The organism is Kitasatospora sp. NPDC097605, assembly GCF_040302725.1.
In the GTDB taxonomy this organism is placed as follows: Bacteria; Actinomycetota; Actinomycetes; order Streptomycetales; family Streptomycetaceae; genus Kitasatospora.
The window spans coordinates 124,110-145,483 of record NZ_JBEOSF010000006.1 but is presented as its reverse complement, the minus strand read 5'-3'; the positions used below and the strand labels follow the sequence as shown (position 1 = coordinate 145,483).

Here is a 21,374-nt window from a genome sequence, read left to right as displayed (position 1 = left end):
CCGGGCGTGAGGTGGTGAGCGGGGGGTGCGACTCGGGCTTCCGCCCTGGTGTGCGCCTGGGGGGCGGAGGTGCGGGCGGCCGGGTATGCGACGCGAATCGGGTGGAGTGGAACGCCTCCGGTGAACGGGAGTTGGGTGCCCGCGTCGTGACCGTTGCCCGAGGGACCGGCGGCCGGTGGCGCGCCTGGTGTGAACGGCGGGGCGCTGGGGTAGCGAGGGGAGTTTCGGACTTCACGGGGAGCGGCCCGTTTCCCGGGCTTACGCTGACGGAGCGTCCGGCGGGCACGGTGGGTGCCCATTCGAGTGCGGACAGTTCTGTGAGTGAACAACAGGGGAGGCCGTTGTGGCTGAGGTTCGGGGCGGTGTCGAGAGCGGCGACGTGCGGCCGGAGTTGGACGAGGACCTGTCGGAGTTCTCGGACTTCCTGCGAGCGGTCGGCCGGCAGATCAAGCTGCTGCGCGAGCGGGCGGGGCTGACGCAGAAGGAGTTCGCCAAGCAGGTCGGCTACACCGAGAGCCTGATCGGTTCGGTGGAGCAGGGGAAGCGGACGCCGCAGCGGGAGTTGCTGGAGGCGGCGGAGAGGATCCTGGACGCTGGCGGGCTGTTGCTCGTCATTGCGCAGGACATCGAACGGGCGAAGGCCAGGGCGCGTGTGCGGCACCCGGAGTGGTTCCGGAACTACGCCAGCCTGGAGACCTCGGCCATCGAGCACCATGACTGGAGTTCTTACCTTGCGCCGGGGTTGCTCCAGACGGAGGAATACGCCCGGGCGGTGTTCCGGATGAGGCAGCCGTTGCTGGCGGAGGAGATGGTCGAGATCCGGGTGGCGGCCCGGATGGCGCGACAGGAGATCCTTGCCCGGTGGCCCCGAGCGGTCTTCAGCTGGGTGATTGACGAGAGTGTCCTGCACCGGCGGCTCGGCGGGCCCGAGGTGCACAAGAGGCAACTCGAACGGTTCCTGGAGATCGGGGACACCCGTGGCATGACGCTTCAGGTCATGCCGATGGACCGAGCTGAAAACGCCGGTATGGATGGTTCGTTCATTCTGATCACGCCCAAGGGGCGTCCGCAGACCGGCTACATGGAGGTCCAGATGAACGGTAGGCTCATCACCGATGCGGAGGAAGTTCGCCTCCTGAACGTGCGGTACGGCAACCTCAGGGCGCAGGCGCACTCTCCGCAAGAATCCCTGTCCTTGATCGAGAAGATGCTGGGAGAGCGATGAGCAGCGATCTGGTGTGGTTCAAGAGCAGTTACAGCGGCGGCGAGGGCGGCGCTTGCGTCGAGGTCGCTGAGGCCACCGAATCCGTTCTGGTGCGTGATTCCAAGGACAAGTCCGGTCCTCAGCTCGCCTTCTCTTCGGCCGCCTGGCAGTCCTTCGTCGAGTTCGCGCAGTCGGTCTGATGAGCGCCCGTCCGGTGTGGTTCAAGAGCAGTCACAGCGGCAATGAGGGCGGGGACTGCGTCGAGGTGTGGTTCAAGAGCAGCTACAGCAGCAACGAGGGCGGCGACTGCGTCGAGGTCGCCGAGGTGGCGGACGAGGTCCGGGTGCGTGATTCCAAGGACAAGTCCGGTCCTCAGCTAGCCTTCTCTCCGGCGGCTTGGCGGTCCTTCGTCGAGTTCACGCAGACCATCTGACGACCAGTCGCGCGCAATGCGGCCGTCCGCCCGTCGGTGGACGGCCGCTTTCCGCTCTACCGCCCGGCGAGGGCGTGGACGAAGCGGTGGGCGTCGATGGTGCCGAGGCCGCTGGCGAGGTCGTAGCCCTTGGTGGCCTGGTAGCCGGTGACGCTGTCCCACGAGTTGTCGCCGGTGGTCACGTCGACCAGGCCGCTCCACTGCTGCGGGAGCGGATTCATGCCGTAGAGGCGCCAGTTGAGCTGCCCGAGGCGGCGGCCGGCGAGCTGGTCGGCGAGGGCGACCACACCGGAGAAGACCGGGGCCGCCTCGCTGGTGCCGCCGGTGAGGTGCCAGCCCGCCCGGGCCGGGTCGTACGACTCGTACGTCCACGCGCCGCCGTCGACGGCCGCGCTCATGCTGATGTCCGGCGTGCCGCGGTGGTTGCCGGTGACCTTGGCGACGCCGGTCTGGTACGGCGGCCGCTCGAAGACGCCGGAGACCCCGCCGCCGCCCGCGCCGTAGGCGTCGTGCCAGACCTTGTCGGGCGCGGTGCGCTTCCCGGCGTCGTCCAGCGTGAGCTGGGTGCCGCCGATGGAGGTGACCAGCGGGTCCGAGGACGGCCAGGAGTTGACCCGGTACGGGTAGAGGTCGGTGCCGTTCTCCTGGTAGTCGGTGGCCCCGGCGTCGCCGGAGGAGGCGAGCACGGTGACGTCGTGCGCGGCGGCCTCCTTGAAGGCGTAGCGCAGGTCGGTCAGCGAGCGGAAGTCGCCCTTGTCGTAGCCGGGGAAGGTGTTCTCGGTGGCGCCGAAGCTCTGCGAGATGACGTCGGCCCGGCCGGAGCGGATGAGGGCCCGCTCGGCATCCATCATCTCGGGCAGGCCGGTGGTGCCCTCGGTCTCGGCGACCCCGGTCTCGACCAGGATGATGTGCGCGTCCGGCGCGATGGCGTGGGCGTACTCGACGTCGAGGGTGGCCTCGCCCGCCCAGCCGGTGTGCTCGGGGTTGGTCGGGTCGAACGGCGGGACGTCGCCCCACTTGACCACCTCGACCTGGGTGTCCGGCAGGCCCCACTGCCGGTCGAAGACCTCCAGGTCGTGCTGGATGGTGGGGGAGCCGAAGGAGTCGACGATGACGATGGTGCGGCCCTTGCCGGTGACGCCCTCCCGGCAGAGGGCGTTGAGGTTGTAGGCCTCGCGGTACTGGAGCGGGGAGTAGCAGTGCAGGCCGAGTTCGGCCAGGCACTGCGAGGTGGACAGCGGCGACGTGCGGCCGACGGCGCTCACCCGGCCGGCCGAGGCGGGGCGGACGTGCACGCCGGCGGCGCTCGGCGCGGCGGTGGTGCCGGCGGCGTCGGAACCGGTGGAGACGGTGCCGGCCGCGAGGGCGGTGGCCCCGACGGCGAGCAGGGCCAGGGCACGGCGGAGGGTGCGGGGGCTGCGCATGGGACTCCTAGGGACGCTGGGCCCGGCCGGGATCGGACGGGTCGGTCCGGCCATCCCATCGAGTGCCGCATGATCATGCCATAGTCATTTCATGCTGTCGGCATGGTCGTCTCCGGCCACCGGGAAAGGTCAAGGCCGTCCCAGGCGAAGGTAACCCAACACCTGGGACGGCCTACTGACTGACCGTCAGAAATATTGACCGTGTCAGCGCGCCCCGCCGTTGACGTACAGCGTCTGACCGCTGACGTACGAGGCGTCCTCGCTCGCCAGGAAGGCGACCACCGAGGCGATCTCCTCCGGCTGCCCGACCCGGCGCAGCGGCGTGCGGGCGGCCACCTCGATCTGGTGGTCCTCGGCCGTGGCGCCGACCCGGGCGGCGGTGGCGGCGGTCATCGCGGTGGCGATGTAGCCGGGGGCCACCGCGTTCACATTGATGTTGAACGGGCCGAGCTCGATGGCGAGGGTCGCCGTCAGGCCCTGGATGCCGGCCTTGGCGGCGGCGTAGTTGGCCTGGCCCCGGTTGCCGAGCGCCGAGCGCGAGCTGAGCGAGACGATCTTGCCCCACTTCTGCGCCACCATGTACTTCTGTGCCACGTGGCTGCAGTTGTAGGCGCTGGTCAGATTGACCGTCAGTACCGCGTCCCAGTCGGCCTTGGGCATCTTGAAGAACAGGTTGTCCCGGGTGATCCCGGCGTTGTTGACCAGGATGTGCAGGCCGCCGAGGTCCTCGGCGATCCGGGCGAACACTTCCTCCACGGCGTCGTAGTCGGCCACGTCGCAGCCGTACGCCCGGGCGGTGCCGCCCTTGGCGGTGATCTCCCCGGCCGTGCCGGCGGCCCGCTCGGCCGAGAGGTCGACCACGGCGACCGCCGCGCCCTCCTCGGCCAGCCGGCGCGCGGTCGCCGCGCCGATGCCCTGTGCCCCGCCGGTGACGACGGCGACCTTGCCTGCGAAACGCGTCATGCTGCTGCTCCTCGGGAAGGGAAGTCCGGCTGACAGCTGACAGAATCTGTCATCTGAAATCTGTTATCTGAAATCTGTCAGCTGTCATCTGATATCTGTCAGTTGTCAGTTGTCAGCCGTCAGGCGGACTCCACCAGCACCGCCGTGCCCTGGCCGACGCCCACGCACATGGTGGCCAGGCCCCGGCGGCCGCCGGTGCGGCGCATCCGGTGCAGCAGGGTGGTGAGGATCCGGGCGCCGGAGCCGCCCAGCGGATGGCCGAGGGCGATCGCGCCGCCGGTCGGGTTGACCAGTTCCGGGTCGATCCCCAACTGGTCGACGGAGGCCAGCACCTGGGCGGCGAAGGCCTCGTTCAGCTCGGCCTCCTCGACCTCCCCCAGCGACCAGCCGGCCCGGGCGAGCGCCTTGCGGGTGGCCGGCACCGGCCCGATGCCCATCACGTCCGGGTGCACGCCCGCCGAGGCACCGGCCACATAGCGGCCGAGCGGCTCCAGGCCGAACGCGTTCAGCGCCTCCTCGCTGACCAGGACGAGCCCGGCCGCGCCGTCGTTCATCGGCGAGGCGTTGCCCGCCGTCACCGTGCCGCCGGGGCGGAAGGCGGGCTTGAGCCGGGCCAGCTTCTCCAGGCTGGTGTCCTCGCGGATCGACTCGTCCGCGCCGACGCTCACCCCGTCGGGCCGCTCGACCGGGATCAGCTCGGCGTCGAAGTGCCCGTCCTTGCGGGCGGCGGCGGCCCGCTGGTGGCTGCGCAGCGCGAAGGCGTCCTGCCGCTCGCGGGTGACGCCGTAGCGGGCGGCGACCTCCTCGGCGGTCTCGCCCATGGAGAGCACACCGTGCAGCGCGGCCATCCGGGGGTGGGTGAGCCGCCAGCCGAGCCGGGTGTCGTAGGTCTCGATCCGGTGCGGCAGCGCCTCGTCGGGGCGGGGGAGGACGAAGGGGGCGCGGGTCATCGACTCGCAGCCGCCGGCGAGCACCACGTCCGCCTCGCCGGAGCCGATCGCCCGGGCGGCCATGGTGACCGCCTCCAGACCGGAGGCGCAGAGCCGGTTGACGGTGGCGCCGGGGACGCTGTCGGGCAGTCCGGCGAGCAGGACGGCCATCCGGGCGGCGTTGCGGTTGTCCTCGCCGGCCTGGTTGGCGGCGCCCCAGTAGACGTCGTCGATCCGGGCCGGGTCGAGGGCGGGCAGGTCGGCGAGCAGGGCGCGCAGCACGGTGGCCGAGAGGTCGTCCGGGCGGACCGTGGCGAGCGCTCCGCGCAGCCGGCCGATGGGTGTGCGGCGGGCGGCGGCGAAGTAGACAGGACGCACGACGTCGGGCTCCTTGTCGAAGAGGGGGGTCAGAAGGCGTTGACGCCGGTGAGCGCGCGCCCGATGAGCAACTGGTGGATCTGGCTGGTGCCCTCGTAGAGGGTCATCACCCGCGCGTCGCGCAGGTACTTTCCGACGGGGTACTCGTCGATGAAGCCGTAGCCGCCGAACACCTGGAGGGCGTTGTTGGCGGCCCGCACCGCCGCCTCGCTGGCGAACAGCTTGGCGACGGAGGACTCGGTGGCGAACGGCAGACCGCGTTCGATGTGGTCGGCGACCTTCCAGGTGAGCAGCCGGGCGGCCTCGACGTCCACGGCGATGCCGGCGAGCAGCTGCTGCACCAGCTGGTGCGAGGCGATCGGCGCGCCGAACTGCTCGCGCTCGCCGGCGTAGCGGACGGCGGCGTCCAGGCAGGCCCGGGCGATGCCGACGCAGCCGGCGGCGACCGACATCCGGCCCTTGGCGAGCGCCGCCATGGCGACGGTGAAGCCCTTGCCGAGCTCGCCGAGCCGGGCGCTGTCGGGCACCCGGACGTCGTCGAGGGCGAGTTCGGCGGTGGCCTGGCCGCGCAGGCCGAGCTTGCCGTGGATCTCGGTGCGGGTGAAGCCGGGCAGGCCGGTGGGCACCAGGAAGGCGGTGATGCCCCGGTGGCCGGGCCCGCCGGTGCGGGCGAAGACCAGCGCGACGTCGGCCCAGGTGCCGTTGGTGATGAAGGTCTTGCTGCCGCTGAGCCGCCAGTGTCCCCCACTCTTCGAGCGGGAGGTGCCCCCATCGTCGCGCACGGCGCGGGTGGTGAGGTTGGCGGCGTCCGAGCCGGTGCCGGGCTCGGTGAGGGCGAAGCAGCCGAGCGCCTGGCCGGAGGTGAGCCGGGGCAGCCAGTGCCGCTTCTGCTCCTCGGTGCCGAAGGCGTTGACGGACTTGGCGACCAGGCCGAGCGAGACCGAGACGATGCCGCGCACGGCGGAGTCGCCCCGGCCCAGCTCCTCCAGGACCAGGCAGTAGGCGAGGTGGTCGCCGCCGCTGCCGCCGTACTCCTCGGGGATGGTCAGGCCGAGGAAGCCGAGCGCGCCGAGCCTGCCGACGATCGCGCGGTCGACGGACTCGGCGCGGTCCCAGGCGGCGGCGTGCGGCACGATCTCGCGGTCGGTGAAGGAGGCCGCGAGTGCGCGGACGGCGGCCTGTTCCCCGGAGAGTTCCAGGTCCATCGGGGCGCCCCCAGTTAAACTAGCGCTGCAAGTTTTACGAGGGGACTGTAGCTCCGACCGGCCGTGCTGGGAAGGGGCGCCTGCCAGAATCGCTGCACACCCCCACCCGACCGGAGGAACCGCGCCGATGCCCCGCCCGCGCACCCCCCTGCTCAACCGCGAGCGCATCGTCGCCGCCGCGCTGCGGCTGGTCGACGAGGAGGGGCTGCCCGCGCTCTCCACCCGCCGGCTGGCCGCCGAGCTGTCGGTGAGCGGGCCGTCCCTCTACAACCACTTCGCCACCAAGGACGAGCTGCTGGACGCGGTGGTGGACGGCGTGATGGGCGAGGTCGACCTGTCGATGTTCACCGCCGGTGCGCCCTGGCCGCGGGCGCTGCGCGACTGGGCCCGCTCCTACCGCGCCGCGCTCGCCGCCCACCCGAACATCGTCCCGGTGCTCGCCCAGGGCCCCGGGCGCCGGCCGAACGCGCTGCGGCTGGCCGACGCCGTCTTCGGCCATCTGGTCGAGGCTGGCTGGCCGCGCGGACAGGCGACCAGGATCGGCGCGCTGATGCGCTACTTCGTCACCGGCTCGGCGCTGGCCTCCTTCGCGGCCGGCTTCCCGGAGGACGCCGGGGTGTACGACGTCGCCGACTACCCGCACCTCGGCGAGGCGCACCGGCTGGCCGAGCACCGGGCGGCCGTCGACGAGGGCGCCTTCGAGACCGGGCTGGAGGCGCTCCTCGACGGGCTGGTGCTGCGTTTCGAACGGCTGGAGCGAGGACCCCGGACTCACCAGGGCCCGCGGGCCACGAACGCCGGGCGCAGCGCGGGGTCCACCGGGTCGTAGTACCGGTGGTAGACGGGGGTCAGCCCGCCGGAGACCGGCGGCACGATCCAGCTCCAGTCGGCGGGTGTCGGCCGGCCGGCCCGCCGCTCCTGCGCGATGTGCCGCAGGAACCGCTCGGACTCGGTGTGGTGGTCGGCGATGGTCACCCCGGCCTCCTCGAAGGAGTGCAGCACCGCGATGTTCAGCTCCACCAGCGCCCGGTCCCGCCAGAGCGTGCGGTCGCTGGAGGTGTCCAGGCCGAGCCGGCCGGCCACGGTGGCCAGCATGTCGTAGCGGTCGGCGTCGGCCAGGTTGCGGGCGCCGATCTCGGTGCCCATGTACCAGCCGTTGAACGGCGCGGTGGGGTAGCGCACGCCGCCGATCTCCAGCGTCATGTCGCTGATCGCCGGCACCGCGTACCAGCGCAGGCCGAGGTCGGCGAACCACGGGTGCTCGGGATGGGTGAGCCGGACCTCCAGCGTGGCGTCCTCGGGCAGCTCGTACCAGGCGGGCCGCTCGCCGGGCCGCTCCTGGACCAGCAGCGGCAGCACCTCGAAGCGCTCCCCGCCGCCCTTCCAGCCGAGGTCGCGGGCCCGGGCGGCGAGCTGCCCGCCGGCCGGGTCGCCGATCCAGCGGCCGTCCGGGCCGGGGTGGCCGGCGTAGCGGACGAGCTGCTGGTTGAGGATCCGGGCGGCCGGGCGGCCGGGCCGGTCGGGGGCGAACACCGAGACCACCGGGCGGATCCGGCCGTCGTTGGTGGCGGTGCGCAGGTGGGTGAAGCACTCGGCGGCGATGTCGTCGGCGGAGGAGAGGTGGCGCAGGTCGCGGACCACCAGGCTGCGCCAGTACAGCCGGCCGATGCAGCGGGCGGCGTTGCGCCAGGCGAGCCTGGCGCCGTGGGCGAGCTCGGCGGGGGTGTGCTCGTAGGTGCCGGTGCGGTCGATCTCGTCGAGGACGGCGCGTATCCGGGCGTCCGGGTCCCCGGCGGCGGGCTGCTCCTCGTGGAAGCGCCGCACGAAGTCGGCGGCCTGCCGGGGGTCGGTGAAGTGCCGCTGCGGATCGGCGGGCGGGCCGGCGGCGGGTTCGGGCGGGTCCTCGGGGACGAGGTGGCCGTGGACGTGGGCGTGCGAGTAGGGGCAGGCGGCGGCGGGCCGGCGCGTGCCGTGCTCACCGCTCCGGTTGCTGCCGCGGGTGCGGAGCCGGTCGAAGATCAAGGACATCCCTCCTGCCGCACAGGGATACCGGAGGTGTGCGCGGGACCGCAGAGAGTGAACGATTCGGCCCCCGCCCCCGGCGTCTTCGCGCTAGGGTGCGGGGGCCGGAGGCCACGGAGGCGGTCAGCCCATGTCCTCCAGGCGGACGCCCTTGGTCTCCTTGAGGAAGCGCGCCACGAAGACGATGGACAGCGCCGCGAACACCGCGTACGCGAGGTAGGTGGCGGAGAGGTTCCAGCGCGAGAGCGCCGGGAACGAGACGGTGATCGCCCAGTTGGCGATCCACTGCGCGGAGGCGGCCAGCGAGAGCGCGGCGGCGCGGATCCGGTTGGGGAACATCTCGCCGAGCATCACCCAGACCACCACGCCCCAGGAGAGCGCGAAGAACAGCACGAAGGCGTTGGCGGCGATCAGCGCCACGGTGCCCTGCAGGTCGGGCAGGGCGACGTCGTCGCCGCTGCCGGTGGCGGAGGAGAAGGCCCAGGCGCAGGCGCCCAGCGCGACGGCCATGCCCGCGGAGCCGATCAGCGCGAGCGGCTTGCGGCCGATCCGGTCGACCAGCAGGATCGCGATCACGGTGCCGAGGATGTTGATGACCGAGCCGACGAAGCTGATCAGCAGCGAGTTGGACTGGTCGATGCCCACCGACTGCCAGAGGATCGACGAGTAGTAGAAGATCACATTGATGCCGACCAGCTGCTGGAAGACCGACAGGCCGATGCCGGCCCAGACGATCGGCAGCAGGCCGAAGCGCCCGCCGAGCAGGTCGCGCAAGCGCGGGCGGTGGTCGGAGTCGATCAGGCCCCGGATCTCGGCGATCCGGGCGTCGCTGTCGACGGCCTCGCCCTCGATGTCGGCGAGGACGGTGCGGGCCTCGTCCAGGCGGCCGGCCGAGATGAGGAAGCGCGGCGACTCGGGGATGGTCGAGGCGAGCACGAAGTAGACCGCGGCCGGGACCACGCAGATGCCGAGCATCCACTGCCAGGCCTCCAGGCCGAGCAGGTGGCCGCGGGTCTCGCCGCCGGCGGCGTTCGCCAGCAGCCAGTTCACCAGCTGCGAGATCGCGATGCCGAGCACGATGGCGGCCTGCTGGAAGGAGGCCAGCCGGCCGCGGTACCTGGTCGGCGCGACCTCGGCGATGTAGGTCGGGGCGATCACCGAGGCGATGCCGATGGCCGCTCCGCCGAGGACCCGCCACAGGGCGAGGTCCCAGGCGGAGAACGGCAGCATCGAGCCGACCGCGCTCACCGCGAAGAGCAGCGCCCCGGCCTTCATCACGGTGATCCGGCCGTAGCGGTCGGCGAACCGGCCGGCCAGCGCGGCGCCCGCGGCGGAGCCCAGCAGCGCGGAGGAGACGATCAGACCGGTCACGCCGTCGCCGACACCGAACTTCTCCTGGATGCCGGAGACCGCGCCGTTGATCACGGAGCTGTCGTAGCCGAACAGGAACCCGCCGAGGGCCGCGGCGGCGGTGATGAAGACGACGAAGCCGAGCCGGCCGGACGGTGCCGGCCCGGTCCCGGCCCCGGAGGGCTCCGCGGACTGCTGGGTGACGCTCACGATCTTGACTCCTGGTACTCAACGCTGAGTGCGGTAGCCGCGATCGTAACCCCTCAATGTTCAAGTGTTGTACGCCGGATGGCCATCCCAGGCGTCAGGCATTTAGTAAACTGAACGATCAAATAGCGCCCTCGACCGGCTGGGCCAGCGAGAGTCCGAACCGCCCCTCGTCGTCCGTCCACCAGGCCGCCAGCCGCATCCCGGCCGCCGCCAGCTCCTCGGCGACCCGCTCCTTGCGGAACTTGGCCGACACCTCGGTGCGCAGTTCCTCGCCCTCGGCGAAGTGCACCGGCAGGTCCAGCGCCGGGATCTTCACGGTCTGCGGGACCAGCGAGCGCAGCCGCATCTCGATCCACTCCCGCCGCGGGTCCCAGAGCGCCACGTGGGCGAAGGTCTCCGGGTCGAAGTCGGCGGCCAGCTCGCGGTTCAGCACGTTGAGCACGTTGCGGTTGAACTCGGCGGTCACCCCGGCCGCGTCGTCGTAGGCGGCGACCAGCACCGCCGGGTCCTTCACCAGGTCGGTGCCGAGCAGCAGGAAGTCGCCCGGGTCGAGGGCGGCGCGCAGCCCGCGCAGGAAGCCGGCCCGCTCGGCCGGCAGCAGGTTGCCGAGGGTGCCGCCGAGGAAGGCGACCAGGCGCGGGCCGCCGGCCGGCGGCAGGTCGAGCCGGGCGGTGAAGTCGGCCAGCACGCCGTGCACCGCGAGGCCCGGGTACTCGGCGGCGAGCGCCTCGCCGGCCGAGGTCAGCGCGCTCTCGCTGACGTCCACCGGCACGTACGCCTCCAGCGTGCCGAGGCCGCGCAGCGCGTCCAGCAGCAGCCGGGTCTTCTCGGAGGAGCCGGAGCCCAGCTCCACCAGGGTGCGGGCGCGGGTGGCGGCGGCGATCTCGCCGGCCCGGGCGGTGAGGATCGCCCGCTCGGCCCGGGTCGGGTAGTACTCCGGCAGCCGGGTGATCTCCTCGAACAGCTCGCTGCCCCGCGCGTCGTAGAACCACTTGGGCGGCAGCGTCTTGGGCCGGGCGGTCAGCCCGGTCTCGACGTCGTGCCGCAGCGCCGTGCTGAAGTGGTCGGCGGGGAGCAGTCGGGTGAGATCGAAGGTGCTCATGACAGGTGGGTCCTCTGTTCAGGAAGTGAAGAGATGATGTACCTGCGGTGGGCTCGGACCGCCGCGTTCAGAGCGGCTTGACGGTCACCCCGTCGGGTCCGGCCAGCAGCAGCGACCGGTCCGGCACGACCGTCCAGTCGGGGTGGTCGTCGGAGGGCTCGGAGGCGACCAGCACGCCGAGCCCGGGCACCGTGCGGTGGTGCAGGGTGTCGCCCCAGGCGGTGGCGGCGATCTCCCGGCCGTCGGTGAGCAGCAGGTTGATCCGCCCGGTGGTGTGCGCGGCGGCCTCCGCGACGGTGCCGGCCAGCGCCTCGCCGGGCGCGGCGCCCGCGCGCAGCCGGTGCAGCGCGAGCGCCCACAGCAGCGCCGAGTCGGTGCGCGCCTCCAGGCCGAGCAGTTCCCGCGGCGCCAGCAGCGCGGCGAGCGCCCCGCTCTGCTCCGGCCAGCCGGCCAGTGCCCCGTTGTGGCTGAACAGCCAGCGCCCGGCGGCGAACGGCGCGGCCGCCTCCTCGCCCGCCGCGCAGCCCTCGGTGGCCGAGCGGACCGCCGCCAGCAGCGCCCGGGTGCGCAGGACCCGGGCGAGGTCGGCGAACGAGGCGTCCGCCCAGATCGGCCCGGCCCGGCGGTAGCGGGCCGGTGTCCCGTCGCCGTCCGCGTACCAGCCGAGGCCGAAGCCGTCCGCGTTGACCGTGCCGTACTGCTGCAGGCGCGGTGCCCAGGACTGCCGGTAGAGCCCGTACGGGGGCTCCACCAGCAGCGTCCGGGGCGCCACCGGCTCGCCCAGGTAGGCGAGGTGGCGGCACATCAGCCGGCCTCCGCGGCGGACCGGGTCCCCTGGCCGCCGCCGCCACCGCCACCGTCGCTGTCGATGTCGGCGGCGGTGCGGAACCCGGCGAAGATCTGCCGGCGCACCGGATAGTCCCAGTTGCGGAAGGTGCCCCGGCAGGCGACCGGCGCCACCGCGAAGCAGCCGCCGCGCAGCACCTTGTACTCCGGGCCGAAGAACACCTCCGAGTACTCCCGGTAGGGCCAGGCCCGGAAGCCCGGGTACGGCGTGAGGTCGCTGGCCGTCCACTCCCACACGTCGCCCATCAGCTGCCGCACCCCGTACGGGGAGCGGCCCTCGGGGTAGCTGCCGGCCGGGGCCGGGCGCAGGTGCCGCTGGCCGAGGTTGGCGTGCTCGGGGCCGGGCGCGCCGTCGCCCCACGGGTAGCGCCGCGAGCGGCCGGTGGCCGGGTCGTGCCGGGCGGCCTTCTCCCACTCGGCCTCGGTGGGCAGCCGGCGCCCGGCCCAGCGGGCGTAGGCGTCGGCCTCGTACCAGCTGACGTGCAGCACCGGCTCGTCGAGCGGCACCGGCTCCAGCACGCCGAACCGGCGGCGCAGCCACTGGCCGTCCTCGCGGTGCCAGAACAGCGGCGCGTTCAGCCCTGCGCCGCGCCGGTGCGCCCAGCCCTCGGGCGTCCACCAGTGCGGCTCGTCGTAGCCGCCGTCGGCGATGAAGCGCAGATAGGCGCCGTTGGTGACCGGGGTGGTGTCCAGCCGGAAGGCGGGCACCTCGACGCGGTGGGCGGGGCGCTCGTTGTCCAGCGCCCACGGCTCGGTGTCGGTGCCCATGGTGAAGGGGCCGGCCGGGATCAGCACCTCGGCGGGCAGCGCGGCGGCGTCCGCCGGGGCGGGCGGCGGCGGGGGAGCGGCCAGGGCCGGCTCGCCCTTGCGCAGCTGGTGGGTGATCAGCATGGTCTCGTCGTGCTGCTGCTCGTGCTGGGCGATCATGCCGAAGGCGAACCCGGCGGTGAGCAGCGGAGCGCCCTCCAGCGGGCTGGCGGCGAGCAGGTCGAGCACCCGGCCGCGGACCTCGCCCGCGTACGCCCGGGCCTCGGCGGGCGGCAGCAGCGGCAGGCTCGGCCGCTCGGCGCGCGGGTGCTGGAAGGCGTCGTAGAGCGGGTCGATCTCCGGGTGCATCGGGTCCCGGCCGCCGACGTTGCGCAGCAGCCAGAGCTCCTCCTGGTTGCCGATGTGCGCGAGGTCCCAGACCAGCGGGGACATCAGCGGGGAGTGCTGGGCGGTGAGGTCGTGGTCGCCGACGCAGTCGGTGAGCGCGGCGGTGCGGGCGCGGGCGGCCAGCAGCTCGACGGCGATCGCCTCGCGCAGCGCCTCCGAGGTCAGGGCCTCGGGCGCCGGGGTGTCCGATGTCGGCGCCTCGGGCGCGGGGGTGTTCGCCGGGGGAGTGGTTCCGGCCTCACGGGCGTCGTCGATCATGGTGCGGCCTCCTCCGGGGGAGTGCTTCGGGTGCCGGAGCGCAGGGCGTCCAGCTGGTCGTCGGCCGGGCAGCGGCCGCGCGCGGGGTAGCGCTCGGCGTAGGCGGCGACGGTGGCGCGCAGCCGCTCGGCGCCGGGCAGGCGGCCCAGCGCGGCGTCGGCGGCGCCGAAGCAGGCGAGGGCGGCGCGGCGCAGCTCGGGGTCGGCGGTGGCCAGGGCGGCGGCCCGGCGCCAGAGGTCGCCGCGCGGCGGGCGGGGGTCGTCCCGGGGCGGCTGCAGCGGTTCCAGGGCGGCGAGCGCGGCGTCCGCGGCGAGCGGGTCGTCCAGCAGCGCGGTGACCAGCGCGGTCGGCACGATCCAGCCGTCGCCCGGCTGGGCGTCGATCATCCGCAGCTCCAGGTGGCCGTGCGGGCGCACCGGCGGGAACAGGGTGGTGCGGTGGTAATCGAGGTCGGCCAGGGTCGGCGGGCGTTCGCCGCCGCCGCGCAGCCAGTCGCGGAAGGTGAGCCCGGCCGGGGCGGTCCACGGCAGGCCGTCGTGGCGGCGCACGCACAGCACCTCGGCGTCCAGCACGTACCCGGCCCAGGCCTCGCGGGGGTCGCCGTGGTCGGGCGCGGGGGCGAGGGTGCGGGTGGGGTCCATCCGGGACCAGACGGTCTGCCGGGTGGAGCGGTGCCCGGTGGGGCGGCCGTCCAGCAGCGGCGAGTTGGCGAAGGCGGCGACCAGCACCGGGCCGAGCCGGTGGGCGAGCAGCCAGCGGCGGTCCAGGGCGTGCGGGCCGTCCTCGGCGCCGGCGTCCAGGCAGACCTGGAGCGAGGCGGTGCCGGTCATCATGATCCGGCCCCAGGGGCCCGCGGCGTCGAAGTGGCGCTCCATCGCGAGGTAGCGCGGATGGTCCAGCACCATCGTGCGGGGGCGGGCCAGCGGGTCGGTGCCGGTGCCGGTGAGGCGCAGGCCCTGGCCGGCGAAGGCGGCCCGCAGGGCTCCGAGGTCGCGCCGGGTGTCGGCGACGCAGCCGGTGAGGCTGTCGGCGGGCGGGGAGCTGAGCTCGACCTGTCCGCCGGGTTCGAGGGTGAGGCGGGAGCCGGAGGGGAGCGAGGTCCCGTCGGGTCCGCCGAGCGGTAGTGCGTCCAGTGCTGCGTGCAGCCGTTCCGCGGGGACCGGCCGGTCGGGACATCGGTCGTCGTGGACGAACCACTCGACCTCGACGCCGACCAGCCGGGGCGGTCCGATCTTGAAGCAGACGCCCGCCATGTGGCTGCGCGCGGCTGATTCGGTGAGCGGGCTCACCGCGTCGGCGTGCGGTTCCGGGCTCTGCCGGTCGGTCGGGTTGGGCGGTCGAAGCGGTATCACCGGACTCACCATCCTCGGGGCACGGGTGCGGCCCGGACTACCTTGCCCAGTCTGCCCCGGACCATGCGGGGGCGCCGCCCAAACATCTGGTGAAGGCCCGTCGCCGCAGGCCGGGGCGGTGCGGACGGGTGAACCGGGCGCGCGGACGGCGGGATCCGGCCGTCGGGCGCACCGATCCGGCCGCCGGGAACAGCGGGGGACGGCGGGGAACAGCGGGGGACGGCCGGGGCCGGGCCGGGCCGGGCCGCCGGGCCTCCGGTGGGGCCGGCCGGGGTCAGTCCCGCCGGTCCAGGTACGCCGCGAGGCCGCGCCGCCCGCGCCGCATCATCACCGCGTGGTTGGCCCGGAACAGCGGCCGGGCGGGCAGCGCGAGGCGGCGCAGCAGCGGTTTGGCCGGGCGGGTGTCCTCCTCGAACCGGGCCAGGGCGCCGCCCTCGCCGTCCGCCGTGACCGTCCAGCGCGACCAGCCGGTGAGGTCCCCGTGCATGGCCGCCTCCAGCACCCCGGCGGCGGGGTCCTGGCGGACGGCGGTGAGCCCGATGACCAGCCGGTAGGGGAGCAGTGCGCGGACCAGCACCTCGCCGCGGTCCGGCCCGGTCTCCCGGACGTCGCGGACCTCCGGCCACCAGCGCGGGTAGCCGGCCACGTCGGCGAGCGCCCGGTACACGGCGGCGGGGGGCGCGGCCAGCCGCCACACCCCGTGGAACCGGTAGTGGTTGGGGTCCACGGAGGCACTGTAGCCGCGCGCGCCGGGGTGTCCGGCGGACCTCCGACAGGAGCGCGGCACTCCGCTTGCATGCGTTCGGCGTGCAGAGGAGGATCTTTTGTGCTTGTAGTCTCATCAGTCACAGCTGCCACAGAAGGCGGCTGGTCCACCGGAACCGGAGCGAAGGAGTCCCGAGGATGCGGCGACCGAACTGGGTACCGGAGGGCACGGACCTGGACAAACCGAACGCCGCACGGGTCTACGACTACTACCTCGGGGGATCGCACAACTTCGAGGTCGACCGGGAGATGGCCCGCAAGGCCATCGCGCTGTGGCCGGAGCTGCCGCAGATCATGCGCTCCAACCGCGCCTTCCTGCGCCGCGCCGTCCAGTTCGCCGCCGAGCGCGGCATCGGCCGCTTCCTGGACATCGGCTCCGGCATCCCCACCTTCGGCGCCGTGCACGAGATCGCCCGCGCCATCCGCCCCGAGGCGCAGGTCGTCTACGTGGACCGCGACCCGGTCGCCGTCGCGCACAGCCGCCTGCTGCTGGAGGACGACCCGGGCAGCTCCGTCGTCCAGGCCGACGTGCGGGACGTCGAGGACCTCATGTCCCGCCCCGAGGTGACCGCGCTGCTCGCCGCCGGCGAGCCGGTGGCCGTCCTGCTGGTCGCCGTCATGCACTTCGTCCAGGACGCCGAGGACCCGTGGAAGCTGATCGCGGTGATCCGCGACGCCCTCCCGCCGGGCAGCGCCCTGGTCCTCTCGCACGCCTCCCTGGAGGGCCGCCCCGACCAGGCCGAGGACCACCAGCGGCTCTACCGGATGACGCCGACCCCGCTCACCATGCGCACCCACGAGCAGATCACCGCGATGTTCGAGGGCTTCGAGCTGGTCGAGCCCGGCGTCGTCTACCTGCCGCAGTGGCGCCCGGACCAGCCCGAGACCGTCGGCGAACACCCCGAGCGGATGACCGGGGTGGCGGGCGTGGGGCTCCGTCCGTGACGGACGCGCCGGAACCGGGCAGCGGCGCCGAACGGTTCCACGAGGACTGGGCGCGGCTGCTCTCCGGTGACCACGGCACGGCGGTCCACCCCGGCCTGCTCGGCCGGCTGGTCTCCCGGACCGCCGGGCTGCTCCACCGCGCCCAGCTGGAGCACCCGTTCGAGCCGCACCTGGCCGCCTCGGCCGGGGCCGAGCTGGTCGACGCCCACTTCACCGACCCGGTCGTGCTGGCCCGGGCGGTCGAACTGCTCCAGCGCCAGCCCGCCGCCGACGGCCGCGGCCCCGCGCTGAGCGGCGCGTTCGCGGCCGGCTGGGCGGCCGCGCTGCGCGAGCGCACCCTGCGCGAGCAGGAGGCCATCCGCACCGCCGCCGACATCGCCCGCAAGGAGGCCGAGAAGGCGCTGCGCGCCTCCGAGGCCCGCTTCCGCGCGCTGTTCGAGAGCGCGGCCATCGGCATCGGCATCGGCGACACCGACGGCAACATCCTGGCCGTCAACAAGGCCCTCCAGGAGCTCTTCGGCGCCGGCCCCGACGACATGATCGGCCGCCGGGTCGGCGACCTCGTCCACCCCGAGGACGCCGACGGCGTCTGGGACGCCTACGAGGAGCTGATCAGCGGCAAGCGCGAGTACTTCCAGTTCGACAAGCCGTACTACCGGCAGGACGGCGAGGTGGTCTGGACCCACCTGACGGTCTCGCTGATCCGCGACGACGACGGCCGCCCGGTGTACCAGGTCGCCATGCTGGAGGACGTCACCGACCGCTACCGGCTCCAGGAGCGGCTGCGCCACCAGGCCACCCACGACCCGCTGACCGGGCTGCCCAACCGGGCCGCGTTCTTCGAACGGCTGGAGAAGCTCTTCGAGGACCCGGACCCCGGCGCCCGGTTCGGACTCTGCTACGTCGACCTCGACGGCTTCAAGGTGGTCAACGACAGCCTCGGCCACGACACCGGCGACCAGCTGCTGTGCGCCGTCGCCGCCCGGCTGAAGGCCGCGCTCACCCCGCTCGGGCACCTGGTCGCCCGGCTCGGCGGTGACGAGTTCGTCGTCCTGCTGGAGAACAGCCGCGGCGAGCAGGAGGCGGTCGCCGCGGCCAAGACCGTCCTGAAGGCGCTCGCCGGACCGGTGCTGATCGGTGACCACAAGCTGGCCGTCGGCGCCAGCGTCGGCGTCCTGGAGCGCCGGGTCTCCACCACCACCCCCGGCGCCGCCGTGCGCGCCGCCGACCTGACGCTCTACCGCGCCAAGGAGGCCGGCCGGGGCCGCTGGACGCTCTTCGACCCCAAGGAGAACGCCCGCGCCGTCTCCCGCTACGCCGTCTCGGTGCGGATGCCCGCCGCCCTGGACCGGGGCGAGTTCTTCATCGACTACCAGCCGCTCTACGCGCTCGGCGACGGCCGGCTCGCCGCCGTCGAGGCGCTGGTGCGCTGGCGCCACCCGCAGCTCGGCGTGCTCGGCCCGGACGAGTTCGTCACCACCGCCGAGGAGACCGGGCTGATCATGCCGCTCGGCCGCTGGGTGCTGGAACAGGCCTGCGGCCAGGCCGCCGACTGGATCAAGCGGTTCGGCGACGCCGCGCCCCAGCTCAACGTCAACCTGGCGGTGCGCCAGGCCCGCAGCGCCGCCCTGGTCGGCGACCTCGGCCGGATCCTCGGCACCACCGGCCTCGACCCGGCCCGGCTCCAGCTGGAGATCACCGAGTCCACCGTGGTCGGCCCGGAGGACGAGGCGCTGCGCACCCTGCACGGCCTGGTCGGCCTCGGGGTCTCGCTCGCCGTGGACGACTTCGGCACCGGCTGGTCCAACCTCGCCTACCTGCGCGACCTGCCGGTGTCCGGACTGAAGATCGCCGGCTCCTTCGTCGGCGACCTGCACGACCCGGCCAAGGACGAGGAGACCGGCTGGCGGATCGTCAGCGGCCTGGTGTCGATGGCGCACGCCCTCGGACTGACCGTCACCGCCGAGGGCGTGGAGACCGGCCGGGACGCCGAGCGGCTGCGCGTCATCGGCTGCGACTGGGCGCAGGGCTGGCACTTCGGCCGCCCGGTGCGCCCGTCCGAGATCGCCCGCCGGATCGCCGAGGAGCCGCGCGGCCGCCCGGTCGGCTGACCGTCCGGGCACTCTTCGGGGAGAGGGCCGCTCAGCCCACCAGCCGGGACAGCTCGATCGAGTGCCCGGTCCGCTCGACCTTCGCCCGCAGGTAGCGGACGTTGCTCTCGGACACGTGCACACCGGTCGGCACCCGGCGCCGCACCGTGACGCCGAGCGCGGCCAGCTGGGCGGCCTTGTCGGGGTTGTTGCTCAGCAGCTCGATCCCGTCGACGCCGAGCGCCCCGAGCATCTGCGCGGCGGCGGTGTAGTCGCGCCCGTCCTCCGGCAGGCCGAGCGCGGTGTTGGCGTCGTAGGTGTCCAGGCCGGCGTCCTGCAGGGCGTAGGCGTCCAGCTTGTTGTACAGCCCGATGCCGCGCCCCTCCTGGCGCAGGTACAGCAGGTAGCCGCCGGCCGTGGCGATCCGCTCGACGGCCTCGCGCAGCTGCGGCCCGCAGTCGCACCGGGCGGAGCCGAACACGTCCCCGGTCAGGCACTCCGAGTGCAGCCGCACCAGCGGCGTCGCGCCCTCGGGCACCGTGCCGAGCGCCAGCGCCAGGTGCTCCGCCCCGTCCGCCAGCCCGTGGAAGGTGGACACCTGCGCCTCGGCGCGGTACCCGTCCGGGAACACCAGCGGGATCCGCACCCGCGCCCGCACCCGGGCGGTGTCGTCGCCCTGGGAGGAACGGTTCTGCTGTTGCGGCAACTGCACCTGCGGCATGGGCGGGCCTTTCGTGACGGGCGGTTCCGGTGGGGCTGGGCTTCCGACGGTACTAGGTAGTTCCAATTTGAACAACATTATTCGGGGGCGAATCGGAGGCCGGTCCGTGGGCCGACGGAAGGTCGGTGCAGCTCACGAACGGGTTGCCGGACGGAGTCCGGACGGACAGGGGCGGACAAACGGGGGGTGGCAATGAGAGACTGTGCCCGCGCGAGCGGTCCAGGAGTTGCCGCGCTGGTGTTTCAATGCGCCGTGACGCCCTCAATGGCGAGGGGACCGCCGGTGCCTTTCCCCCGGGACGACGGGGGAGGCGCCCTGTCTGTCGATTCAGACCATGGAAGGTCCTCATCAAGATGTCGGCTACCCCCGTGCCCGCTGCGTCCCACGACGCCGGGAACCCCGCCATTGAGTCGCTGTACGCCGAGGTGCTCCGCCGCAACCCCGGCGAGCCCGAGTTCCACCAGGCCGTGCGGGAGGTGGTGGAGACGCTCGGACCGGTCCTGGAGCAGCGGCCGGAGCTGGCCGACGCCCGGATCGTCGAGCGGATCGTCGAGCCCGAGCGCCAGCTGATCTTCCGCGTGCCGTGGACCGACGACCAGGGCCGGATCCAGGTCAACCGCGGCTTCCGGGTGGAGTTCAACAGCGCGCTCGGCCCGTACAAGGGCGGCCTGCGCTTCCACCCCTCGGTGAACCTCGGGATCGTGAAGTTCCTGGGCTTCGAGCAGATCTTCAAGAACGCGCTGACCGGCCTCGCCATCGGCGGCGGCAAGGGCGGCTCCGACTTCGACCCCAAGGGCCGCTCGGACGCCGAGGTCATGCGCTTCTGCCAGTCCTTCATGACCGAGCTGTACCGCCACCTGGGCGAGCACACCGATGTCCCGGCCGGGGACATCGGCGTCGGCGGCCGGGAGATCGGCTACCTGTTCGGCCAGTACAAGCGGATCACCAACCGCTACGAGTCGGGCGTGCTGACCGGCAAGGGCATCGGCTGGGGCGGCTCGCAGGCCCGCACCGAGGCCACCGGCTACGGCTGCGTGCTGTTCACCCAGGAGATGCTGCGCGCCCGGGGCGAGGAGCTGGACGGCCTGCGGGTCTCCGTCTCCGGCTCCGGCAACGTCGCCCTGTACGCGATCGAGAAGGCCCAGCAGCTGGGCGCGACCGTGGTGACGGCCTCCGACTCCACCGGCTACGTGGTGGACGAGAAGGGCATCGACCTCGACCTGCTGAAGGAGATCAAGGAGGTCCGGCGCGGCCGGCTCACCGAGTACGCGCAGCAGCGGGGCGACCACGTCCGCTACGTGGAGGGCACCGGCGTCTGGAGCGTCCCGGTGGACGTGGCGCTGCCCTGCGCGACCCAGAACGAGCTGGACGAGGCGGACGCGCTGGCGCTGGTCCGCGGCGGGGTGCGGGCGGTCGCCGAGGGCGCCAACATGCCGACCACCCCGGAGGCGGTCCGGGTCTTCCAGGAGGCCGGGGTGGCCTTCGGGCCGGGCAAGGCGGCCAACGCGGGCGGTGTCGCCACCAGCGCGCTGGAGATGCAGCAGAACGCCTCGCGCGACGTCTGGTCCTTCGAGCGGACCGAGGAGCGGCTGGCCGCGATCATGCGGAACATCCACACCGCCTGCCACACCACGGCGGAGAAGTACGGCCGGCCCGGGGACTACGTGCTGGGCGCCAACATCGCCGGCTTCGAACTGGTGGCGGACGCGATGCTGGCGCAGGGCCTGATCTGAGCAGGGCCTGATCTGAGCAGGGCCTGATCCGACACGAAGTCATCACCGCATCTCCCCGGCCGGCGGCGTTCGGCCGGCCGGAGAGGTGGCGGGTTGTCAGCGGCCCGGTGATCACCGTACGTTCTGGCTTCATCAGCGGCACGCGGGCGGCATCCTCTGGTACGGCAACCTGCTCTACACGGTGGACACCACCAAGGGCCTGCGGGTCTTCGACCTGGAGACGGTCTTCGAGGCGGCCACCGGCAAGTCCGACGTCTGCGGACTGGACGCCTCCGACGGCACGTAAGCA

20 protein-coding genes are annotated in these 21,374 nt (G+C 73.3%); 8 read left to right on the top strand and 12 right to left on the bottom strand.

The genetic code is table 11. From position 1 onward, the window contains the following. The first annotated feature begins 343 nt into the window (after positions 1-343). From ABTX81_RS09510 to ABTX81_RS09500, 3 genes are read left to right on the top strand one after another with little or no spacing between them, the layout of a single operon-like run. Positions 344-1,225 carry a helix-turn-helix domain-containing protein gene (locus ABTX81_RS09510; RefSeq protein WP_350542652.1) on the top strand — a complete coding sequence of 294 codons (882 nt, stop codon included), beginning with the start codon at positions 344-346 and terminating at the stop codon, positions 1,223-1,225. After that, positions 1,222-1,404 (top strand): DUF397 domain-containing protein, encoded by a 183-nt coding sequence (locus ABTX81_RS09505; protein WP_350542651.1) that lies wholly within the window; start codon positions 1,222-1,224, stop codon positions 1,402-1,404. Before ABTX81_RS09510 ends, ABTX81_RS09505 begins: the two co-directional genes overlap by 4 nt. Further along, positions 1,404-1,637: a DUF397 domain-containing protein gene (locus ABTX81_RS09500; protein WP_350542650.1), complete on the top strand. Its 234-nt coding sequence runs from the start codon at positions 1,404-1,406 to the stop codon at positions 1,635-1,637. The genes ABTX81_RS09505 and ABTX81_RS09500 overlap by 1 nt, the downstream gene beginning before the upstream one ends. A gap of 56 nt (positions 1,638-1,693) precedes the next feature. Here ABTX81_RS09500 and ABTX81_RS09495 read toward each other — a convergent pair whose 3' ends face one another. From ABTX81_RS09495 to ABTX81_RS09480, 4 genes are all read right to left on the bottom strand, one after another. Next, positions 1,694-3,061, bottom strand: a complete 1,368-nt coding sequence (locus ABTX81_RS09495; protein WP_350542649.1) for a S53 family peptidase — start codon at positions 3,059-3,061, stop codon at positions 1,694-1,696. A gap of 204 nt (positions 3,062-3,265) precedes the next feature. Next, positions 3,266-4,024 (bottom strand): 3-oxoacyl-ACP reductase FabG, encoded by a 759-nt coding sequence (gene fabG / locus ABTX81_RS09490; RefSeq protein ID WP_350542648.1) that lies wholly within the window; start codon positions 4,022-4,024, stop codon positions 3,266-3,268. 119 nt (positions 4,025-4,143) lie between these two features. Continuing rightward, complete coding sequence (locus ABTX81_RS09485; RefSeq protein WP_350542647.1) at positions 4,144-5,331, bottom strand: thiolase family protein; 1,188 nt, start codon at positions 5,329-5,331, stop codon at positions 4,144-4,146. A 29-nt stretch (positions 5,332-5,360) separates the two neighbouring features. Next, positions 5,361-6,536, bottom strand: coding sequence for an acyl-CoA dehydrogenase family protein (locus ABTX81_RS09480; RefSeq protein WP_350542646.1), 1,176 nt, complete (start codon positions 6,534-6,536; stop codon positions 5,361-5,363). 127 nt (positions 6,537-6,663) lie between these two features. Between ABTX81_RS09480 and ABTX81_RS09475 the strand changes: the two genes are divergently transcribed. Beyond that, on the top strand, positions 6,664-7,365 hold the full coding sequence (locus ABTX81_RS09475; protein WP_350542645.1) for a TetR/AcrR family transcriptional regulator: 702 nt from the start codon (positions 6,664-6,666) through the stop codon (positions 7,363-7,365). Here ABTX81_RS09475 and ABTX81_RS09470 read toward each other — a convergent pair. The 7 genes from ABTX81_RS09470 to ABTX81_RS09440 form a co-directional block, all read right to left on the bottom strand. Beyond that, positions 7,308-8,564 (bottom strand): nitric oxide synthase oxygenase, encoded by a 1,257-nt coding sequence (locus ABTX81_RS09470; protein ID WP_350542644.1) that lies wholly within the window; start codon positions 8,562-8,564, stop codon positions 7,308-7,310. The genes ABTX81_RS09475 and ABTX81_RS09470 overlap by 58 nt on opposite strands. Positions 8,565-8,681: 117 nt before the next feature. Next, positions 8,682-10,121 carry a sugar porter family MFS transporter gene (locus ABTX81_RS09465; RefSeq protein ID WP_502892739.1) on the bottom strand — a complete coding sequence of 480 codons (1,440 nt, stop codon included), beginning with the start codon at positions 10,119-10,121 and terminating at the stop codon, positions 8,682-8,684. A 115-nt stretch (positions 10,122-10,236) separates the two neighbouring features. Next, a complete protein-coding gene (gene egtD / locus ABTX81_RS09460) occupies positions 10,237-11,220 on the bottom strand; it encodes an L-histidine N(alpha)-methyltransferase (protein WP_350542642.1) in 984 nt (327 codons plus the stop codon). A gap of 67 nt (positions 11,221-11,287) precedes the next feature. Beyond that, complete coding sequence (gene egtC, locus ABTX81_RS09455; RefSeq protein ID WP_350542641.1) at positions 11,288-12,025, bottom strand: ergothioneine biosynthesis protein EgtC; 738 nt, start codon at positions 12,023-12,025, stop codon at positions 11,288-11,290. Further along, on the bottom strand, positions 12,025-13,479 hold the full coding sequence (gene egtB / locus ABTX81_RS09450) for an ergothioneine biosynthesis protein EgtB (protein ID WP_350542640.1): 1,455 nt from the start codon (positions 13,477-13,479) through the stop codon (positions 12,025-12,027). Before egtB ends, egtC begins: the two co-directional genes overlap by 1 nt. Continuing rightward, the gene (gene egtA, locus ABTX81_RS09445; RefSeq protein WP_350542639.1) at positions 13,476-14,831 is read right to left on the bottom strand and encodes an ergothioneine biosynthesis glutamate--cysteine ligase EgtA; all 1,356 of its coding nucleotides are present in this window, start codon (positions 14,829-14,831) and stop codon (positions 13,476-13,478) included. Before egtA ends, egtB begins: the two co-directional genes overlap by 4 nt. A gap of 274 nt (positions 14,832-15,105) precedes the next feature. Continuing rightward, a complete protein-coding gene (locus ABTX81_RS09440; RefSeq protein WP_350542638.1) occupies positions 15,106-15,558 on the bottom strand; it encodes an SRPBCC family protein in 453 nt (150 codons plus the stop codon). 176 nt (positions 15,559-15,734) lie between these two features. Here ABTX81_RS09440 and ABTX81_RS09435 point away from each other — a divergent pair, with 176 nt between their 5' ends. Together ABTX81_RS09435 and ABTX81_RS09430 are read left to right on the top strand one after the other, a co-directional pair. Beyond that, positions 15,735-16,541: an SAM-dependent methyltransferase gene (locus ABTX81_RS09435; protein ID WP_350542637.1), complete on the top strand. Its 807-nt coding sequence runs from the start codon at positions 15,735-15,737 to the stop codon at positions 16,539-16,541. Next, positions 16,538-18,652, top strand: coding sequence for a putative bifunctional diguanylate cyclase/phosphodiesterase (locus tag ABTX81_RS09430; RefSeq protein WP_350542636.1), 2,115 nt, complete (start codon positions 16,538-16,540; stop codon positions 18,650-18,652). The genes ABTX81_RS09435 and ABTX81_RS09430 overlap by 4 nt, the downstream gene beginning before the upstream one ends. 31 nt (positions 18,653-18,683) lie before the next feature. Here ABTX81_RS09430 and ABTX81_RS09425 read toward each other — a convergent pair whose 3' ends face one another. Then, entirely contained in the window at positions 18,684-19,352 is a 669-nt protein-coding gene (locus ABTX81_RS09425; RefSeq protein ID WP_502892733.1) for a GTP cyclohydrolase II, read from the bottom strand. A gap of 353 nt (positions 19,353-19,705) precedes the next feature. Here ABTX81_RS09425 and gdhA point away from each other — a divergent pair, with 353 nt between their 5' ends. After that, complete coding sequence (gene gdhA / locus ABTX81_RS09420) at positions 19,706-21,085, top strand: NADP-specific glutamate dehydrogenase (protein ID WP_350542634.1); 1,380 nt, start codon at positions 19,706-19,708, stop codon at positions 21,083-21,085. Positions 21,086-21,170: 85 nt separating this feature from the next. After that, complete coding sequence (locus ABTX81_RS09415) at positions 21,171-21,371, top strand: hypothetical protein (RefSeq protein ID WP_350542633.1); 201 nt, start codon at positions 21,171-21,173, stop codon at positions 21,369-21,371. The last annotated feature ends 3 nt before the right edge of the window (positions 21,372-21,374 follow it).